The sequence below is a fragment of the Spirosoma agri genome (assembly GCF_010747415.1).
GTDB lineage: Bacteria > Bacteroidota > Bacteroidia > Cytophagales > Spirosomataceae > Spirosoma > Spirosoma agri.
This window is the reverse complement of sequence record NZ_JAAGNZ010000001.1, coordinates 3,587,418-3,606,231: the sequence shown is the minus strand read 5'-3', so window position 1 is coordinate 3,606,231 and position 18,814 is coordinate 3,587,418. Positions and strand designations below refer to the sequence as shown.

The following is an 18,814-nucleotide window of genomic DNA, read 5'->3' as shown; positions in this document are numbered from 1 at the left end:
ATTCGGCCATACTAATCTATAAACTACAACCTGCTGTTCTGTGCGTCTTCTCAATAACCTCACTGTTCGTGTCCTGATTGCCATTACCCTCGGCATCCTGACGGGCTACTTCTTTCCCGAAACAGCCGCCAAGCTCAAACCCATCGGCGACCTCTTCATCAACCTGATCAAGATGGTTATTGCGCCCATTATATTCCTGACCATCGTGCTGGGTATCAGTAATATGGGCGATCTGAAAAAAGTTGGCCGGGTCGGTGGAAAGGCGCTATTATACTTCGAAGTCGTAACAACGGGTGCCCTGGCAATCGGTCTGCTGCTGGCCAATATTATCCGGCCCGGCGATGGCGTTCAGACCGCGGCCGTCAAGGGCGGTGATATCAGCAAATACACCGAGCAGGGAGCCGGTATGGACTGGACGGAATTTTTTCTGCACATCGTACCGAGCAATGCGATCAAAGCCTTCGCTGACGGCGATATTATACAAGTATTGGTTTTTTCGATCCTGTTTGGCGTCGGTCTGGCCCGAATGGGTGATGTGGGAAAGCCACTGATCCAGACCTTCGAGCGGCTCTCGAAGGTATTTTTCAATATCCTGAGTGTGGTTATGGTGCTGGCTCCGTTGGGTGCATTTGGGGGTATGGCCTTCACGATCGGCAAGTTCGGCTTGAGCACGTTGTTGCCCCTGGCCAAGCTGATGGGCACGGTCTATGCCACCATGTTCCTGTTCGTTTTTGTCATCCTGAACCTGATTCTGCGCTACTACAAGATCAGTTTGTGGGCGGTGCTGAAGTTCATCAAAGAAGAACTGCTGATCGTGCTAGGAACGTCGTCGTCGGAGTCAGCTTTGCCGCAGATCATGGACAAACTCGAAACGCTGGGCTGTTCGCGTTCCGTGGTGGGACTTGTGGTTCCGGCGGGGTATTCGTTTAATCTGGATGGTACGACGATATACCTGGTGATGGCAACCGTATTTCTGGCGCAGGTTTTCGGTGTCGATCTGACGCTGGGTCAGGAGCTAACCATAATCGGCATTTTGATGGTGACCTCGAAAGGGGCTGCGGGAGTAACCGGCAGCGGATTTATTGTACTGGCGAGCACATTGACGGCCATCAAAGTGATTCCCGTTGAAGGACTGGCGTTACTGCTCGGTGTTGACCGGTTCATGTCCGAAGCCCGATCCATTACCAACATAATCGGCAATACGGTGGCTACCCTGTTTATTGCCAACAACGAGGGCGAGTTCGACCGGTCGAAGTACGAGCGGGTATTGCAATTAGAAGCGCAGAAAGATCCGATAGACTATACCTATTGAGTGATTACGCGAAAGAGTGAATGAGTGGTTGAGTGATCGATGCGCTCATTCATTCACTTTTTCGCTCTGTATACTTTTTTTGAGATTAAATTAAACCAATTCATGGCTGGTTGTTCAAAGAGCCAAATACAACCTGAAAAACATCAACCATGAAAAAAGTCCTGATGACGGCCGCTACGCTGGTCGTTCTACTCTCCACCAATGTATTGGCGCAACGGTATGGCTACCCATCACCGCCCCCCAACGGAAACTACCCACAACAACAGCAGGGGTACGGTCAGCCGGGGTACGGTCAACCCAATTATAACTACGATTACGATGATTATCAGTTCGATCGTCATCTGGACTGGTGGGACCGCGAACTGAATCTGTCGCGTCGGCAGGAGCGGGAGATTCGTCGGATTCGGGAGCGGTTCGAGCAGCAAACCAATACCATCAATGCACGTGATCCACGTCAGCGCGATTTTTTCCGACAGGCGCGGCAACGGGAGTTTTTTGACATGATGGCGGTGCTTAATCCAGCGCAACGGGACCGGGTGATCGAACGGATGCGCCCTTACGACCGGTCGGCCAGCCGTGGGCGGGGCTATGGCAATGGCTACGGAAACGAGCGGGGCGGTTATCCCAGAGGGTACTAATTTAGAGAGAGACGAGTGAAGAGCAGCCGGTCAATACGACCGGCTGTTTTTTTATGTCTGATCAGTTTTGGCTTAAAAGTAAAGCGGGAATGGTGGAATAATAGAGCTGGATGCCGACCCAATCAGTACCTGCCGTTCAGCCTTATATATGACCGCATATGCAACGGTTGATTGCTAACACTGTCTTTATTTCGTATTTTTCCAGGAAACTCATACCCTAAAATTGTATGTTACTCCATCGACAGCTCCTTAAAACGGGCGGATTACTAGCCATTGTTGCCACGACTGCGCTCGCCCAGTCGCCCGCGACTCCGGCGTCAACCCAGAAATCTAAAATGACCCAGAACCCATTTTTAGCGCCGTACACAACACCTCACCAAACGGCCCCGTTCGATAAGATCAAAAACGACGATTACATGCCCGCCCTGAAAGAAGGACTGGCGCAGGGCCGTAAAGACGTTGACGCGATTGTCAATAATGCGGCTAAACCAACATTCGCCAACACGATTGTAGCGCTCGAACAGTCGGGTGATCTATTGGGTAAGGTAACATCCGTATTGTTCAACTTGAACAGTGCTGAAACGACCCCCGAACTGCAAAAAATCGTCAAAGAAGCGTCGCCACTCCTGAGCGAATACGGGAACGACATTACCCTGAACGATAAGCTATTTACCAGAGTGAAAGCTGTTTATGATCAGCGGGCTGGTCTGAAACTTGATCCCGAAAGTGCCATGCTGCTGGAGAAAGCCTACAAACGCTTCGCGCGCAATGGTGCCAATCTGGATGCGAACGGTAAAGAGCGGCTACGGGCCATCGATAAAGAATTGTCGCAATTGTCGCTCCAGTTCGGCGAGAACGTGCTGAACGAAACCAACGAATACACGATGGTCGTGACGGACGAGAAAGACCTGGCCGGTTTGCCCGATTTTGCGCGTGAAGCCGCCAAGGCCACCGCGAAACAGAAGGGCAAAGAAGGTTGGCTCTTCACGTTACAGGCACCGAGCTACGGACCGTTCATGCAATATGCCAACAACCGTGACCTGCGTAAGAAACTCTTTCTGGCGTATAACGGACGTGGCTTTCACGGTGACAAGAACGACAACTCAGCCATCATCAATAAAATCGTAAACCTGCGCTACGAGCGGGCAAATCTGCTCGGTTATAAAACCCACGCCGACTTTGTGCTTGAAGAAAGTATGGCTGGCTCGAAAGACAAGGTGCAGAGCTTCCTGGACGAGCTGGTAACGTATGCCCGCCCGGCTGCCGAACGCCAGTTAGCGGAGCTGACAACGTATGCCAAAGCGAACGGATTCACGGAGGATAAACTCCAAAGCTGGGACAATAGCTACTACGCCGAAAAACTGAAGAAAGAGAAATATGACCTTGACGACGAGACGCTGAAGCCCTATTTCAAACTCGAAAACGTGCTGAACGGCGTATTTACGGTTGCAAACAAGCTGTATGGTATCACCTTCAAGGAGCGTAAGGATATTCCGATTTATAACCCGGAAGTGAAAACCTTCGATGTATTTGATAAGGACGGGAAGTTTGTAGCGGTGTTCTACGGCGATTACTTTCCCCGCGATGGGAAGCGGAGTGGTGCCTGGATGAACGATATTCAGGGACAGAAAATCGAGAATGGCCAGAACATTCGTCCGCATATCGTCAATGTGTGCAATTTCACTCGCCCCACCGACACGAAACCGTCGTTGCTGACATTTTATGAAGTGACCACATTGTTTCATGAGTTTGGGCATGGTCTGCACGGTATGTTGGCTAACGGAACGTATGAAAGCTTGAGCGGAACGAGCGTTCCCCGCGATTTCGTTGAGTTGCCTTCGCAGGTTATGGAAAACTGGTGCTACGATCCGGAAGCACTTAAACTGTTCGCCAAGCACTACCAGACGGGTGAAGTCATTCCAAACGAGTTGATCGAAAAAATTCGGGCGAGCCAGAACTTCCTGGCAGGGTTAGCCAATCTGCGTCAGGTACGCCTTGGGCTGGTCGATATGTATTATCACGGTCAGAAGCCGACGGGTGAAACGATTTCGCAGGTCGAAAACAGAGTCGATTCGGTTGCCAATTTATTTCCCCGCGTTGAGGGTGTCGCCTTTAGTCCGGCATTCTCGCACATCTTCGCGGGTGGGTATTCGGCGGGTTATTATAGCTATAAATGGAGTGAAGTATTGGATGCCGATGCGTTCGAATTCTTCAAAGAAAAGGGCGGATTGGAGAATAAAGCGGCAGCTGATAGCTTCCGTAAAAACGTACTGGAAAAAGGCGGGAGCGAGAAACCGATGGAGCTGTACAAAAAATTCCGGGGTCGTGAACCATCACCCAAAGCGATGCTGCGCCGGAGCGGATTGATTTTGTAATTTACATATTAGTTCGCACCAGCAAAAAGAGCCACGGCACATGCCGTGGCTCTTTCCGTTTACGCGTGACTGGTCTGTTATTAAGTGAGCAAAAGGAACCTCCAACTCCTGAAAGGGCCCAAATTGGCTGGAAATTATTTTGTCACTTATTAGGTGAATTAAGTTATTTTTGTTGGCTTTCAGTCTATACAGAGATATCGCTATGACCATTACACCGACCACTCGAATCCAGCGGGCACCTGGCCAATCTTCGTCTGTTCTTGGTAATGAAACCATTGTTTTGAATTATGAACTTGGCAATTACTACGAACTCAATGAGATTGGCGGCTTTATCTGGTCGCTACTTCAGGATCAGAAATCCATTTCTGTTGGTGAGATCAGAGAAAAGTTACTCGATGCGTTTGATGTCGAAGAAGCAGTTTGCCAAAATGAGTTAATGTCGTTTCTGGAATCAATGCTACATGAAAAACTCATCGAAACGGCCATCTAGTTTAGCGAAACTGATAGCAGTAAGCTGGCAACAAATTGTATTATTGTGCAAGGCGTTGGGGATACTTACTATCTACAAGGGGCAGCTGCTTATGGTGCCTTTTCGTTATTTAATAAAGAAAGTCGATCAACGTACAGTTGCACAAATAACACCCGATGAGTATACTCTTCAAACGACCGTGTGGGCCATTCGGGTCGTAAGCAACCGAATCCCGCTGGGCTTTACTTGCCTTGTGCAGGCACTTAGTGCAAAATGGCTATTACGAAAGCATTCGGGTGTTCGTATACACATTGGCGTGCACAAAAGTACTGCGCAGGAATTTTCAGCGCATGCCTGGGTTACTTACAACGGTACCGTCATTCTTGGTGAGCAGACGACCCAGGTATTTCAGCCTATTCTGGAATGGAAGTGAGCTTTACTTATTACACTGCCTTTGGGCTGACCATTGGTTCCGAAATTGCACTTCCGTATCTTAAAGAGGTACCGGCAACGGCAGTCGATCTAACTATCAAACGAGGTCATGTGCCTGTAAGCCCTCCACTGGAGCCGACAAAAGTGTATCGAAGCGGTTTGAACGCGCGTTTCGCTCAGAACGACTCGGAGTGCTTCTGGCTGGACTGGTCTCCCCTTATGACATTCATGGCTGTGGGTGGCAACGAGCTCATTCTGGATACGGAGCAGACGGATGAAGACTTACTCGCTCTGTTCACGCTGAGTGAGGCAATTGGGTTGATTCTGTTTCAGAAAGGCTATTTTTTGCTTCACGGAAGTGCCATCCAGTTGAACGATAAAGGCGTTGTTTTCCTGGGTCAGCCCGGCGCCGGAAAATCGACTACGGTGGCTGCGTTTGCCCAAACGGGTATACCGGTGTTGAGTGACGATATGGTTTGTATTCGGTTAAGCGAGGGTCAACGCCCGATGATCATTCCTGCTTTTTCGCAGATTAAACTCTGGCAGAATGCTGTTGATGGGCTGAATTTGGATAAAACAAATCTGGCGCCCGTTCGTGAGGGATTGACGAAATTTTCGTGGCACGAATCGGTTTCTTTCGCCGAAACCGCCGTGCCTTTACAGCAGATTTTTGTACTCGAACCGCCTGATCAAGCGGAAAATACTCCCATACCGGTCGCAAAAAGTCAGTTGCCCATCGAGTTTCTGAATCACTTTCCCCTGCCAGACTCACTCCTGACGGGTAGACTGTTAAAGGAGTATTTTGAAAAAAGTAGCTTGGTTGCGGACAGTATACCACTCTACAAATTAAGTCGTCCCGCTACTTTTCCCAAACTACACGAGTTTGTTCAGCAACTTAAAGCGTCACTGTAACCAATGGCTGCTCACTCGCCCGAAATTAAGGTGCTGCAACTCGCCTGCACCCTTGCGTTGTCGGCAGAAAAGAAGGGGCAACTCATTGACTCGATAGCCCAAAAAACACTAAACTGGGACCGGCTCTACCGTTTGGCCGACCGGCATCGACTTACACCCTTTCTGTACCAGGCGGCTCAGTCGTTACCAAACGTGCCGGAAATGTTTCTAACTGCCCTGCGCAGTAATTACCAGACCGCTGCGGCCGATAGTATGATCAAGCGCCACCAGTATCGACTGCTCGATAAATTGCTGGCTGATAACGGAATCGATCATCTAGCTTTCAAGGGTGTCTATCTGGCTGAACATTGTTATCCGGAGGGGAGCCTTCGGATCAGTGGTGACATTGATGTGCTGGTACGACCCGCCGATGCGTTCAAAACGATCCAGTTGCTGCGGAAGGGTGACTATGAATTAAACCCCAAGCAGACGCTTTATTGCCAGGATGGTGAGCAGCGTCTGCTTACGGAATTATCGGAAGTCAGCCTGTTTAAGCGGCTCTTCAACGATAACTACATCGACATCGATTTACACTGGAAGCTATTGTGCTTCAACAAAAACTACGCGTCGTTTGAGCTGGACGATGTGCTTTCGCCGACGAATGTTCAGACGGAAATGCAGGTTATCTTGCTGGTAACGCATCATGGCGTGACCAATATCTGGCAGCAACTTTACTACATAAATGACCTCTACTTTTTGCTGAACGATAAGCCCATCGACTGGTCGTGGCTTATGCAGGAAATGCGCCGGTACGGTATGGAGCGGATCTTTCTGGTGGGCTTGTACTGGTGTCAGCAACTAGGGCATTTGTCCTTACCGACGCCCGTGCAGAAACTGGTTGCTGCGCCTGACATACGTGCGCTCGCTGATGCCTACGAAAAAAATTGGGAGACCAGTGAGCCGCTGGCTCTCAGTAAGCTGGTCCTTAGTCAGCTGAGGTATTTTGCCAGCGCACAGACCCGGTTTGGCCTGAAAGCAAAAATTTACGCTACGTTTGTCACCAGTCGAATTTTTCGGGCGAGTACGTTCAAAATTGGGAGAAGACTAGTCTACGTGCCAAAGGAGCTAGGCTTTATAACCGTTTTTGTACGCGCGATCCGGTCTTTTTGTAAATTTATTCCGACGTCGCGTTAAACTGCACCACGCTAATTCGGTAGTGAGCCAAGCCAGAGCGACAGGTAAATAATCCGGCTCAATAACCAGTTGTAGCGGGTTTTTTTGATGACTGGAATTTGCTGATTAAAAACGATAGTGACAATTTTCGTAAACTCGTCTCGATCGATCACCGACCAGATTGGATGGCTGGCGGAAGAAAACAGTTCATGGGTTGACTGGTAGAGTTGTTGAGCGGAGAGGTTACCGTACTCCACAAAATTGGCTTTGGTAAGCCTCGATACAATGGTCGCAGGCAGCACGTCTTTCAAACCATGCCGAATCAACCCGCGTCCGCGTCCGTTGTCGAAACCTACTGCCATTGGCGTGGCGAGACCAATCTCGATGACGTTTTTATCGAAAAAAGGAAATGAATACTGATGACCGTAGTAAGCACCAATGTGATTCATTTGCTCATTGCAGATGACATTTGTTGTATTCAAAATCTGTCGAACCGGCATCGCTAAATCAGTTTCTAAACTCATTACAAGTTCGTTGGTTGATGGCTGGACTCGTTGCGGAACCCGTTGCTTAAATTCGCTGCTGAGTGCGTTGTCAATGAGCGTTTTATGAGCCAGCTTGTCTTTGATCCGTTTGTAACAATAGGCTACAATCGCGCTCGAGGAGAGACCAAATACTTGTTTCTGAATGTGAAGCGTTCTGAAAACAACGCCTGGCGATTGGTTTTTTAGTCGTTTTTTGAGTTTCGAGCCGATGAAGTAAAGGACATACGTCTCGAATTTAGCTTTATCTGTCAACTGAAGCCAGTCTTCGCGCACAAACCGGAGATTTCTGTCCGGGGGGGCAACAAACTGTAGAACCGCCTGTTGTAAACCGTCCCAGTCGTTTGCATCGAACAACTCATCCAGAAAGTCGAAACTTGTTGTGATCACGCTGTCGCCGTCGTGACCGGTTAACAGAACGTCGCAGTTGACCTGTTGCGCTTTCAGTGACACGCTCAGGTGAAAACTGGAGGGAATGATGAAGTGCTCTGGTCGATCGAATAGTTGGTTGATTTTAAGTACACTATCTAGCACGTCTGCCACCGGATGAACCGTGTGATGACGAAGCGGATAGTGATCAATAACGGCCCGAACATATTCGCTTTCATCGGCCGATGGTAGCTCAGGATCAATGTTGAATGTGTGCAGGGGCGGTCGATTTTGCTTTGTCAACAGGGCTTGTGCTACACAACTCGCGGACGAAGAATCCAGACCACCACTCAGATGTGCCCCAACAACTTTTTTGCCCTTAATTCTATGATCGATGGCTGCCGTAAACAAGTCGTTAAATACCGACGAGTAATCCTCCGGTGTTTTTAGCGTATCAAATTTGGCCAGGTTTATTGTCCAGTAGGGGTGGGTCTGCAAACGGTGGTCAGTCACTTCTACATAATGACCGGGCAGAACGCTGAAGATGCTTGCGTAGAAGGTTTCAGCACTGTAATGGACATAGTCCGTAACCCAGACCAGGTACTCTCTAAATTTATGCTCATTGGGTTTAACGACAACCTCATTGAGTGCCAGCAATGCCTTAATTTCGGAAGCAAAAGCAAAAAAACGACCCGGCTGGAACACGTAGTAGAGTGGTTTTACACCCAGTGGATCGCGCCCGCAAAAGAGCGTCTGTTTCGTAGAATCCCATATAGCGACGGCGAAATCGGCATTAATTGTATCGAATGAAGCTGGTCCACTGCTGGCATAATTCGTGCTAAAAGGTTGAGGAATTGGCGCGTGAGTAAAGATGGCTGCATCGGCAGTGGCGTAAATAGGAGTACCCTGGCTTGATTCGGGTATACCTCCGAAATTCAATAATATGCCCTGATCAATTAACTGACTCGTAACCTGACCCCGATGGCTCAGCAATCGAATCATAGCAGTTAGGTCAGTCTGGTCGATAGCCTTCCCGTCAAACCGGATCATTCCCGCAATTCCGCTCATAATTGACTTGTATAGATACCTCGAAAAAAGTCTGTCTTTTGTACCTTGGCTCCGGCTTACTGATACGTCTATTCAACCTTTGACAGCAAGTTGCGTAGGGCCGTTAAGGTAAGCGTCGTAACTGGCAAGCAAACTTGACTATGCTTAAAAAAAATAAGTTGTATACGGTTATCTTACTGGCTTTTCTCAGTATAATCAATGGTTGTCAGCAGCCATCGACTGATCCTGCAACGGATGATTCTGCCTATTTCCCTTTGCAAATCGGTGATTACTGGATTTATCAGGTAACGCAGCATACGTACTCATCAGGCAGTCCGGTTGCCGAACGTGTCTACCAGATACAGCAGAAAGTCAGTAGTTCCTTTACCCAAAACGGTCAGCTTATTTTTCTGATGGAAGAGTCCATAAAAAAAACGAGCCAGTCGGAATGGCAGCTCAATGCCATCCGTACCGTTTATAAAACGCCCGCCGAAGTTGTTGGACTAGACAATACGGTACCCGTCGTCAAGCTGGTTTTTCCCATCGCATCAACTACGTCCTGGAACGCTAACATATACAACACAAACCCGGATACGTTGCTTCGGTATGAAGGACGTGGTCGTTCCGTTTCGGTCAATAAACTGAATTTCGATAACACGATTTCGGTAGTCGGCGCCAACGATTCGACCCTGATCAATCTGAATCGATACCGCCGGGTATACGCCCGAAACGTTGGCCTGATTTACCGCGAAAACACATCGCTGGCCTATTGTCAATTGTCACCGGACTGCATCGCAAAAGGCATTGTCGAATCGGGGACAAAACAGAGATGGGAATTAGTGGCCAGTAATCGATTGCTTTAAGGCTGCCAAAGAATTTTGCCCGAATAAGTTTGCCTTCGTCCATCTTTCCAGGTCAATTGCAACGAATACGGATAGAGGCCGGGTGCTGTTCCATGCCACAAAAACGAGTTTTTGCCGGTTGATACAGGAAATGGATTATCATAAACTCGTGATCCTTTCTGATTGTAAATAAGTAATCTTGACTCGGTGGGTAATGCCTGTACGTTTAGGGTCAGCTCAAATTTTGCGTAGGTTGAGGCTGGATTCGGATAGGTTGACAACGTAATGGGTTGATCATCTGCCAACGTTCTAACCGCCAGTTTGTAGGGGGGCTGCGTACGATTGCCGGCAACATCGTTCCCAATAACAATAAGCTCATACCTACTGCCTGGGCTGAGAGACAGTGTTGTGATTGCCTGCAACTGATTCGCTGATACTTGAGCAAACGTGATGCTTTTGGCCGACAGCTTTTGTTGCGCGCAGGTCTCGCACGCTTTCAGGTAAAGTTCAACCGCATTCGTATCCTTGGCCGCTAATTGATTTTCGTCCGTGAGGTAGATTGACACGGTAGGCGTTAGATCGACAACAGCCTCATTTTCTTTGATTGTTCCATTGATAAACACGTTGACGGTTGGACTAACTACGTCTGGTAGCGCATCGGCCGGGTAACTATTGCTGGTTTCTGCCCGTGCCCAGTCGATGGCTAACGTGGCGTTGTTGTTGGTTTTGTCTAACTCAATCAGTTGATTGGCCGGGTCGATCTGCACCGAAATCGACCGCAGTGATTGATCGTTGGCAATCGTATAGGACAGCGTGTCCTGGTAGCGAAAACTGGTAAAGTACACCGTGCTTCTTGTCGTGTTGTTGGCCATTGTCTTCGTTATTGACAAGCCGACCGACTGACCAGCAACGAATCTACCTAAGTTGGCCATTGGAATAACGACCCGAATCGAGTCACTATGTTTGATCGAACTACCGGCAACGGACGATTGAATATAAATGCCTTTCTGCGCAATGGCAAAGTCAGGATTGGGCAGTGGATAGACGCTAAGGGCCGGATCACCCTGTAGAACCATCTCCAGTAAAACGGATTCGTCATAGGAATCGATTCCTTCTTTTTCGAGGGCTCTATTTAATTGCTGTTGAAACTTCCCGAAAGGCATACCAAGCGTAGTGGCATCGGTAAACAGGCTCTGATAAAGTTTTGTCAGATAGCGGGTTGTTGGTTGTTCGTAACTTAAATACGAGTGGGCTAAAACAAGCGCGGACCCTTTATCTGGTGCCAGTACCCAATCGGTTGATAAGGTGGTGAATCGGGAAAAAATCTCACCGACTCCGCAGCCGTTGAAAAGCATAAGTGGATAGAACGTATTCCGGTAGCCGTTTTCCAGCGGTGAAGCAAACCCGAAGTTCATATCCGTTATGGCCGGTCCGGCATGGCCGAAGAAGGTAAGCAAACTGACCCCATCGTTTACCAAGGACGTAATGTTGATGGGCTCGACTTCTTCGTAGGCACTGCTTTTGCTAAACGCACTGACTTGTCCGCCTAAAATACCATTGCTGAATACGTTGCCTAACGTGCTTAATGTCGTGCGTAGGCTCTGCGCTTCTTCTTTACTTTTCCCGCCACTGATGTGTAGTATGTGCTTGCGCCACAGACCATTGGGTGTAGTGTTTTCGGTTTGTTTAACTTTTTTCAAATAAGCCAGTACCTGCTCGTTGGTCGTTACGTTCAGGCGACCGGTAGGAATGGCAGGGGTGTTGCGCGGGTAGCCGTTCAGACCAGCGGTTAGTAAAATGTCAGAGCCGGGGTAGCCAATGGTTGGAACCAGATCGTCGGTAGCCGTTTTTACGAAATAGGGATAACTGCACGCTTTGCCGATCAACAGGAGATTTTTGACAGGGGCAGTAGCGAGCATAAAATCAGCAAAACGCCGGAGAGCAAGCGGACTTTTTTCGCCGTAATTGAACTGATCGTATAAGGAGTCGGCGTCAATAACAAGTGGCTTGTAACTGCCCCCCTGAGCGGAGGCCCGATAATTGGCATAGGTGGCTGCCGACCGGTTAAGCGAGGAATGGGTGATGATCAGGTAATCCGCCGATGTTGAGAATGTGTTCGCAAAACGAATAGCCCTAATTGCCAACGGTTTCTCTACCTGATTTGTCACCAGAACAGCTCGTTTTTGCGCGTCCGTAGCAACTGCCAGCGACGTTTGACCGCCATTGGTCTGAACTCTTATGTAGCGACAGTTCATCTTGTCTGTGATATCGTAGGCAAACGACCCCGAAGGCGCATCCTTTACCGATAGCAAGGCCGTTGGTTGTTGACGAACAGGCAAATAGAATACTTTTGTTAACTGGTTCGTCATCGCCGTTGCTTGCGGGTAAGAAAGCTTCACGTAGGTGATGGAAAAATGGTTGATGAACCCGAAGTTTTCGGGCTTGAAACGCAGGTTGATCTGCTCGTTCTGGATCGTACCGGGGCTGATCGCTGACTGAAACGTCTGGCTGGAGAAGCCAGGGAAAGTCAAGGTGGCCAGCGTCGTTGTCGTCGAGGCCGCTTGCTGAACCACTACTTTATGATTCGAGAAATCACGTCCGTTAACCATACCTTCCAGCGTGATCGGCCAGTTTGTAGAAACCCGCCCTGTTAGTTTCAGCGTAACGATACCCACCGAATCGATAGTGAGCATTGGGCCCGACCAGCCTTCCCCTGGTTCGTAATAGCTGTGTTGCAGAACCGGCTCCAGTCCTTTCAGGTTGTTGAACGTGTAGTCGGTGGTAAATGCCTGAACCGTTTCTTCAATGTGGAAGGGTTCAGGAATAAGGCCCTGTATCGATTGGTTCAATTCGGGTACCCGTTTGCCGGCTTGCGTGGGGCTACTGGTTAAAAAATAGGCAGCTTCGTCGGAAAAGAGCGTTTGGTAGGGGTGTAGGCGTTGCTGGGGTCGGTAGAGTAACGAGTCCTGACTGCCATCGTTGCTTTCGCCGTAGAACTCAACATAATCCGGCTCATTAAAAACGTTGTCCTGTTGCCCCACCACCCGGATGGCCATTTCCCGGCCTCTGAAAAATAGCTGCCAATTTGTCGGGTTCGTTTTGACAAACGACGCATCGGCTGTTTTGATATCCTGGTAACTAATCCGGTAAACTGCCGCCTTATTGATCGAAAACTTCAGATACGATTGGTCCGCTCTGATCCACTCATTACCAAACGGATTCTGAGCAGACAAGGCCAGCGCATTCACCAGCAAGCAGACCAACAGTAACTCTCTTTTCATACGCATTTAAATCCTGACTAACCTATCGATACTATAGCCAATAGCATTTACACGTCTAGGTTGCTCCAATACATAGCTGTATAGACGCAGAGCTTGTCGATTCAAAATTAATACGCAAATGATAAAATGTAACTTTAATGCTTATTTAAGTTTCTTATTTAGATCGATGAAATCGACAAAATGATACGCTTATCACAAAAAAAAGGGTTCACCAGGCCCTGCGTTCTAACCGAACCAGTTCCTGATGAACCCCAATCTATCTATAAGGCGGTCTAAAAAACTACGCCTGTTTCGTCACCTGAATATTCATAACTAATCGCACGTCATCACTAACCACCACGCCACCCGCTTCGGTCACACCATCCCAGGTTAAGCCAAATTCTTTACGCTTAATGACGCCCGTTACTTCAAAACCTGCTTTGGTTTGACCATAAAAATCCTGCATCTGTCCACCATATTCCGCTTTCAGTTTTACTGATTTGGTAACCCCATGCAAGGTTAAATCACCCGTGAGATCATACGTGTCATCACCCGTTTTTGTGAACTGGGTTGACGTGAAGGTCAATGTAGGGAACTGCTCGGCATCGAAGAACTCGGCTGATTTCAGGTGACCATCCCGTTGCTCGTTTCCGGTGCTGATGCTATCGATGTCGGCTGAGAACGTGATTGTAGAGGCTTCAAAATCGTCACCAGCCATTTCCAGCTTACCCTCATAGGCACTGAACTGGCCGGTTACGGTTGATACCATCAGGTGTTTTACTTTGAACTGCACTTCAGAGTGCATTGGATCAATAACCCAGGTTGTGGCGGTGGTTGGTTGTGCTTCCATGATTGTTCGTGTTTATGTTATCGTTTCGTTAATGCTTGTCGTTGCATTTAATGTATATACATCTAATTTGAAAAAAATGTTTCAGTCGGCCCGGCTTTTTTCATGAACAGCTGATGCTTGTTTCTAAAGTATAGTTATCCGGCACGAAGACTCCATCGATTCGGATTACTTTCGTACCCGGAGACGCCGAGAAAACTTCGCTTATTTGATGCCCGCCTGTGTGGTATCTGGGTATTTTTAGGCACTTTTGCCCACAGGTTTTTGTTCTATTTATATATCAACTTAGTAGAAAATGCCTAACTGGTTCCTCGGAAAAATCCGTTATCAGCAACCCATTGACGACTCAAATGTGGGATCGCGGAACGAAGAATTTATTAAACAGAAAACGGTCACGGAAGCCTATCTGGTCGATGCCGTTAGCTACACGGATGCCGAAGGCCGACTCTATCAGGAGATTGCGGCCAATACTCCCGACTTTGACATCACGAACATTTCCCGAATGAAACTCGCGGATGTGTTTCACCACGAAGATGGGGGTGACGTGTGGTTCAAAGTGAAAGCGATGTTTATCACCGACGACGAGAAAACGGGTAAACAGAAAAAAACGCCCAGTGTCATGCTGGTCAATGCCGAAACGCCCAAGCAGGCTTACGAACGCGTTGAGCTTAGTTTGAAAACCGCCCTTGATCCGTTCGAGATTACGGACGTCAATACAACAAAGATCCTGGAGATTTTCCCGTACAATGAAGAGGAGAAGCGCAACCTACGCCCTCTGAGCGAAGTTGTTGAAGCCGCCGAATAAGGCGAAACATCAACGTCGGAATTAAAAAAGCGGGCCTCATTCGATGAGAGCCCGCTTTTTCGTTACCGGACGACCAGCTTTACCTGATCGAGTTCCTGTCGTTTGCGTCCCCGCGAATCGGTGATCTCCACAGATTTTACCTGTGGGTCAATCGATAAGGTTCGGGCTGATTGCGACAGGAACGAGTTGCCATAGCTAAACTCGACCTTCTGTTTTTTGCCATCGGCGAAGGTCAGCAAGGCCGAGGCATCCGTTGGCCGCAGGCGCACCGACGGGACCGATTTGGAGTTACGGAAGACACACAGCCGGCCCCGGTTTTGGGTAGCCACCAGCAGTTCGTGACCGTTGGCCGTGGTCAGTTGAGCCAATCCTTTGGCATTACCGGGTACATAAAATCCACTGGTTGCTATGGACTGAGGAGCAAACTCCCCCTTGCCATTGCCGCGAAGCCACATCCCATTCAGGGCATCGTACCGCCCCATCATCACTTCGCCACTGTAATCGTTACCGACCAACATCACATCCAGATTGCCATCATGGTCAACGTCGTCGGCTACCATACCGAAAATCGGTCCCATCTGGGCCGGGGTTGGCAGTGGATGTATCGCAAACGCGCCATTACCTTTGTTTTCGATATAGGCCGATTGCAGGTAGTTGGCTTCCAGAACCAGCGCTTTTTCGCGCTCTTCGGGCGTCAGCAATTTATCGATACTGGCCTGCGTAAAATCTTTGTAAAGCGGAAAGCGTTTCCGCATGGCAATCATCTGTTTAATGAGGTCATCGCGGCCGTGGAAGGTAAACTCCCGGTTTATGCCCTTCTCATCGGTTATAAAAATCGTGGGAATCGCGTCGTAAAAGCCATTGTTGTCGAAGTCTCCGGCATAGATACGCACGGGTTCCTTGTCGCTGGCTCGCATCCGGGCGTTCTGGCCGAGGTTACCAGCGATGTAGTCCATATCACCATCGCGGTCGAAGTCACCGGCAACCAGCGAGTTCCACCAGCCTTTTTGGTTGCCGAGCTTATTGTCTACAGGCTGAAGTTTCCCCTGCTGATTTCGGAGAATAGTTAGCGGCATAAACTCACCGGCCAGCATCAGATCGGGCCATCCGTCGTTATCGTAGTCGGTCCAGAGGGCGTCGCAGACCAGACCCAGGTCCTGCAAAGCGGGGGCAACGGCTTTCGTTACGTCCGTAAACTTCGCCTGACCCGGTTTGGAATCATTACGGAACACAAAACTTGACACCGGTTTGGGGTAATGGTCCGGCTCAACTCGTCCGCCAACGAACAGATCCAAATCGCCATCCCGGTCGAAATCGATGGCCTTCACGCAGGACTTACTGACTGTGCAGGCTGGCAGTGCCTGCTGGTCAAGCGTGAAAACACCTTTGCCATTATTCAGGTAGAGTCTGTCCTGGAAGGTTGGCGTGTTGGCATTGCCTTCGATACCTCCACTGGCAATGTACAGGTCCAGATCACCGTCCCCATCGGCATCGAAGAGAAGCGTTCCCATGTCCTCTTCCTGCTTGTCTTTCGCATTGCCGCCAGCCGCTACGGAGATGGCGGCTCCGGGAAGCAGATCGTTTTCGACGAACGAGCCCGCAGCCGTCTGGATCAGAAAATGCCCCTTATTCATTCGTGAACCACCAATGAACAGATCGTCCAACCCATCCCCATTGACATCACCCGCCGACACGGCAGGCGCAAACTGCGAGAGTTTGTGGGGTAACAGTTTCTGAACGTTAAAGTCAATGTGTTCCGGCTCGACGTGCTGATACGTAATGTTCAGTGAATCGGTGACTTCCGTGAACAGACTCTTTGGCTGCGGAGTTAGCGGAACCGGTTCGTGCGCATTACGTACATCGACGGCCAGCACCTGATTGGTCTTTACATTCCGTAAGGTCTGCTGTTTTTGCGGACTGCCGTTCAGACCCGGCCAGATAATACGTACCTCATCGATGGTCGAAACGTCACCCAACCCGAAATGTGCAATCGGCTCTACCGTAGACAGATAGCCACGGTAAGGGCTGTGTTCATAAACCTGCTGCTTGGTGCCGCCAGCTTGACCATTGCCGTAATGAAGTTCGACAATGGCACCCAGACCCATCCGATTCTGGGCTTCACCCGCAAACTTTATACGCAGGTAGTTGGCCTTATCGATCTTGCTTTCAACCAGATTATTGCGATAGACAAAGGCCGAATCATTGATGTTGTTGACTACATAATCAACGTCGCCATCGTTGTCCAAGTCGCCGTAGGCCGCGCCGTTCGAGAAGGAGGGTAACTTAAGTCCCCATTTTTCCGTGACATCCTCAAACGTCAGATCACCCTTATTCCGAAAGGCATAATTGCTGATCTTGATAACCGGAATCTGGGCCAGCATAAACGATTTTTCGGCAATCCGTTCGCTTTCCGCTCTGAAGGAGCCAAAATCGCGGTCCGTTACGTCCTTCGGAAAACCATTGGTGATCAGCAGGTCCCGGTAGCCGTCGTGGTCGAAGTCCATAAGGGTAGGTGCCCAACTCCAGTCGGTTTCGGCCACATCACTGAAAAGACCGATCTCGCTAAAAACAGGATGCTTCCCTGTTGGGGTGGGTGCGAGTCCCTGATTCAGTTGCAGCGTGTTGCGCGTATATTGATAGGTATGTTTGAACTGCTCGTTGTTGAGATAGGTCTGGTAATTGTTGGCTCCCATGAGCATTTTCTTGCGGGCGTTGTCGCGGGGAAGCATGTCAACTGCGACAATATCGGCCAGGCCATCGTTGTTAATATCGGCCACGTCATTTCCCATTGCCGCACCGCTGGTGTGCTTGAAATACTGGGGTGCCTGATCGGTAAATCCGGTGTGGCGGTTGTTGCCGTCATGATTATTGATGTACAGCAAATCGTCGCTCAGGTAATCGTTGGTCACGTACACATCTTTCCAGCCATCCCGGTTGATGTCCGTGATATTGAGTCCAAGACCGTAGCCTTCACTCAGAATACCTTCCTGTTTCGACACGTTCGTGAACACGGGGTGCCCTAAGGTCGGGTTCGGGTCGTTGCGGTAGAGTCGGTCGGTGGTGGGCGAGGAGCCATCCAGAATCCGATCGCGGTAAGCGTTGGGGTTTTCCTCGATAGTATTCGTCAGCACGTACAGGTCGAGGTCGCCGTCGTTGTCGTAATCGAAGAAGGCCGCGTTGGTAGTATGACCATCATCGGCAATGCCGTATTCTTTCGCCATTTCGCGAAATACGGGCGTCTCCCCAGGCTTTGCGCCCTGATTGACGAAGAGCATATTCTCGCGTTTGGCGGCCACCTTACTGACCGTTGCCCCCACGTAGATATCCATCCAGCCATCATTGTTAATATCGACTAGCGCGACGCCCGAGCACCATTTCCCATTGCCGGTAACGCCCGCCTTCTGGGTGATATCGTCAAATTTAAAATCGCCTTTATTAATGTATAGCCGGTTTGATACCTGATTGCCCGTAAAAAAGATGTCGGACAAACCGTCGTTGTTGAAGTCGCCGATGGCGGTACCACCCCCGTTGTAGACGTATTCAAAATCAATGATATTCATTGTATCGTTTTCCGTGATGCGGTTGGAAAACGTAATGCCCGTATCGCTGGCGGGCAGAAGAGAAAAGAGCGGTTTATCACAGGCCGTTAATAAAAACGCCAGGCTAGCCACAAAAAAAAGAGAAAGGGTTCTCACAATGAGCTACGGACAATTACGTGATTAGGCAAAAACAAAAATACGATTACAGAAAGATATTTCATAAATTATGGATGTCCATTCGACCGCTAACGAATTTACCACTTACAAAATTGA

Annotated in this window: 13 protein-coding genes; 9 read left to right on the top strand and 4 right to left on the bottom strand. The window is 49.2% G+C overall.

Going from position 1 to position 18,814, the window contains the following annotated elements; translation table 11 throughout:
* Positions 1-40: 40 nt before the first annotated feature.
* From GK091_RS14960 to GK091_RS14930, 7 genes are all read left to right on the top strand, one after another.
* The gene (locus GK091_RS14960; RefSeq protein WP_164039746.1) at positions 41-1,312 is read left to right on the top strand and encodes a dicarboxylate/amino acid:cation symporter; all 1,272 of its coding nucleotides are present in this window, start codon (positions 41-43) and stop codon (positions 1,310-1,312) included.
* Positions 1,313-1,461: 149 nt separating this feature from the next.
* Complete coding sequence (locus GK091_RS14955; RefSeq protein WP_164039743.1) at positions 1,462-1,950, top strand: hypothetical protein; 489 nt, start codon at positions 1,462-1,464, stop codon at positions 1,948-1,950.
* Between the two features lie 227 nt (positions 1,951-2,177).
* Positions 2,178-4,325, top strand: coding sequence for a M3 family metallopeptidase (locus GK091_RS14950; protein WP_164039741.1), 2,148 nt, complete (start codon positions 2,178-2,180; stop codon positions 4,323-4,325).
* A 202-nt stretch (positions 4,326-4,527) separates the two neighbouring features.
* Positions 4,528-4,815 carry a PqqD family peptide modification chaperone gene (locus GK091_RS14945; protein ID WP_164039738.1) on the top strand — a complete coding sequence of 96 codons (288 nt, stop codon included), beginning with the start codon at positions 4,528-4,530 and terminating at the stop codon, positions 4,813-4,815.
* A complete protein-coding gene (locus GK091_RS14940) occupies positions 4,787-5,227 on the top strand; it encodes a lasso peptide biosynthesis B2 protein (protein ID WP_164039732.1) in 441 nt (146 codons plus the stop codon). The genes GK091_RS14945 and GK091_RS14940 overlap by 29 nt, the downstream gene beginning before the upstream one ends.
* Complete coding sequence (locus GK091_RS14935) at positions 5,218-6,138, top strand: phosphoenolpyruvate carboxykinase (ATP) (RefSeq protein ID WP_164039729.1); 921 nt, start codon at positions 5,218-5,220, stop codon at positions 6,136-6,138. Before GK091_RS14940 ends, GK091_RS14935 begins: the two co-directional genes overlap by 10 nt.
* Positions 6,139-6,141: 3 nt before the next feature.
* Positions 6,142-7,311 (top strand): nucleotidyltransferase domain-containing protein, encoded by a 1,170-nt coding sequence (locus GK091_RS14930; protein WP_164039725.1) that lies wholly within the window; start codon positions 6,142-6,144, stop codon positions 7,309-7,311.
* An 11-nt stretch (positions 7,312-7,322) separates the two neighbouring features.
* Here the strand turns inward: GK091_RS14930 and GK091_RS14925 are convergent, their stop codons facing one another.
* Positions 7,323-9,269 (bottom strand): asparagine synthase-related protein, encoded by a 1,947-nt coding sequence (locus GK091_RS14925; RefSeq protein WP_164039722.1) that lies wholly within the window; start codon positions 9,267-9,269, stop codon positions 7,323-7,325.
* Positions 9,270-9,409: 140 nt separating this feature from the next.
* Here GK091_RS14925 and GK091_RS14920 point away from each other — a divergent pair, with 140 nt between their 5' ends.
* Positions 9,410-10,111, top strand: coding sequence for a hypothetical protein (locus GK091_RS14920; protein ID WP_164039718.1), 702 nt, complete (start codon positions 9,410-9,412; stop codon positions 10,109-10,111).
* Here the strand turns inward: GK091_RS14920 and porU2 are convergent.
* The gene (porU2, locus tag GK091_RS14915; protein WP_164039714.1) at positions 10,108-13,371 is read right to left on the bottom strand and encodes a putative type IX secretion system sortase PorU2; all 3,264 of its coding nucleotides are present in this window, start codon (positions 13,369-13,371) and stop codon (positions 10,108-10,110) included. The two genes, GK091_RS14920 and porU2, sit on opposite strands and share 4 nt — an antisense overlap.
* 280 nt (positions 13,372-13,651) lie before the next feature.
* The gene (locus GK091_RS14910; RefSeq protein WP_164039710.1) at positions 13,652-14,200 is read right to left on the bottom strand and encodes a YceI family protein; all 549 of its coding nucleotides are present in this window, start codon (positions 14,198-14,200) and stop codon (positions 13,652-13,654) included.
* A 292-nt stretch (positions 14,201-14,492) separates the two neighbouring features.
* Here GK091_RS14910 and GK091_RS14905 point away from each other — a divergent pair, with 292 nt between their 5' ends.
* Positions 14,493-15,002, top strand: coding sequence for a DUF4494 domain-containing protein (locus GK091_RS14905; RefSeq protein ID WP_164039707.1), 510 nt, complete (start codon positions 14,493-14,495; stop codon positions 15,000-15,002).
* Positions 15,003-15,064: 62 nt separating this feature from the next.
* On the opposite strand, the gene GK091_RS14900 is transcribed toward GK091_RS14905, so the two are convergent.
* Positions 15,065-18,697 (bottom strand): FG-GAP-like repeat-containing protein, encoded by a 3,633-nt coding sequence (locus tag GK091_RS14900; protein ID WP_317166305.1) that lies wholly within the window; start codon positions 18,695-18,697, stop codon positions 15,065-15,067.
* Positions 18,698-18,814: the final 117 nt, after the last annotated feature.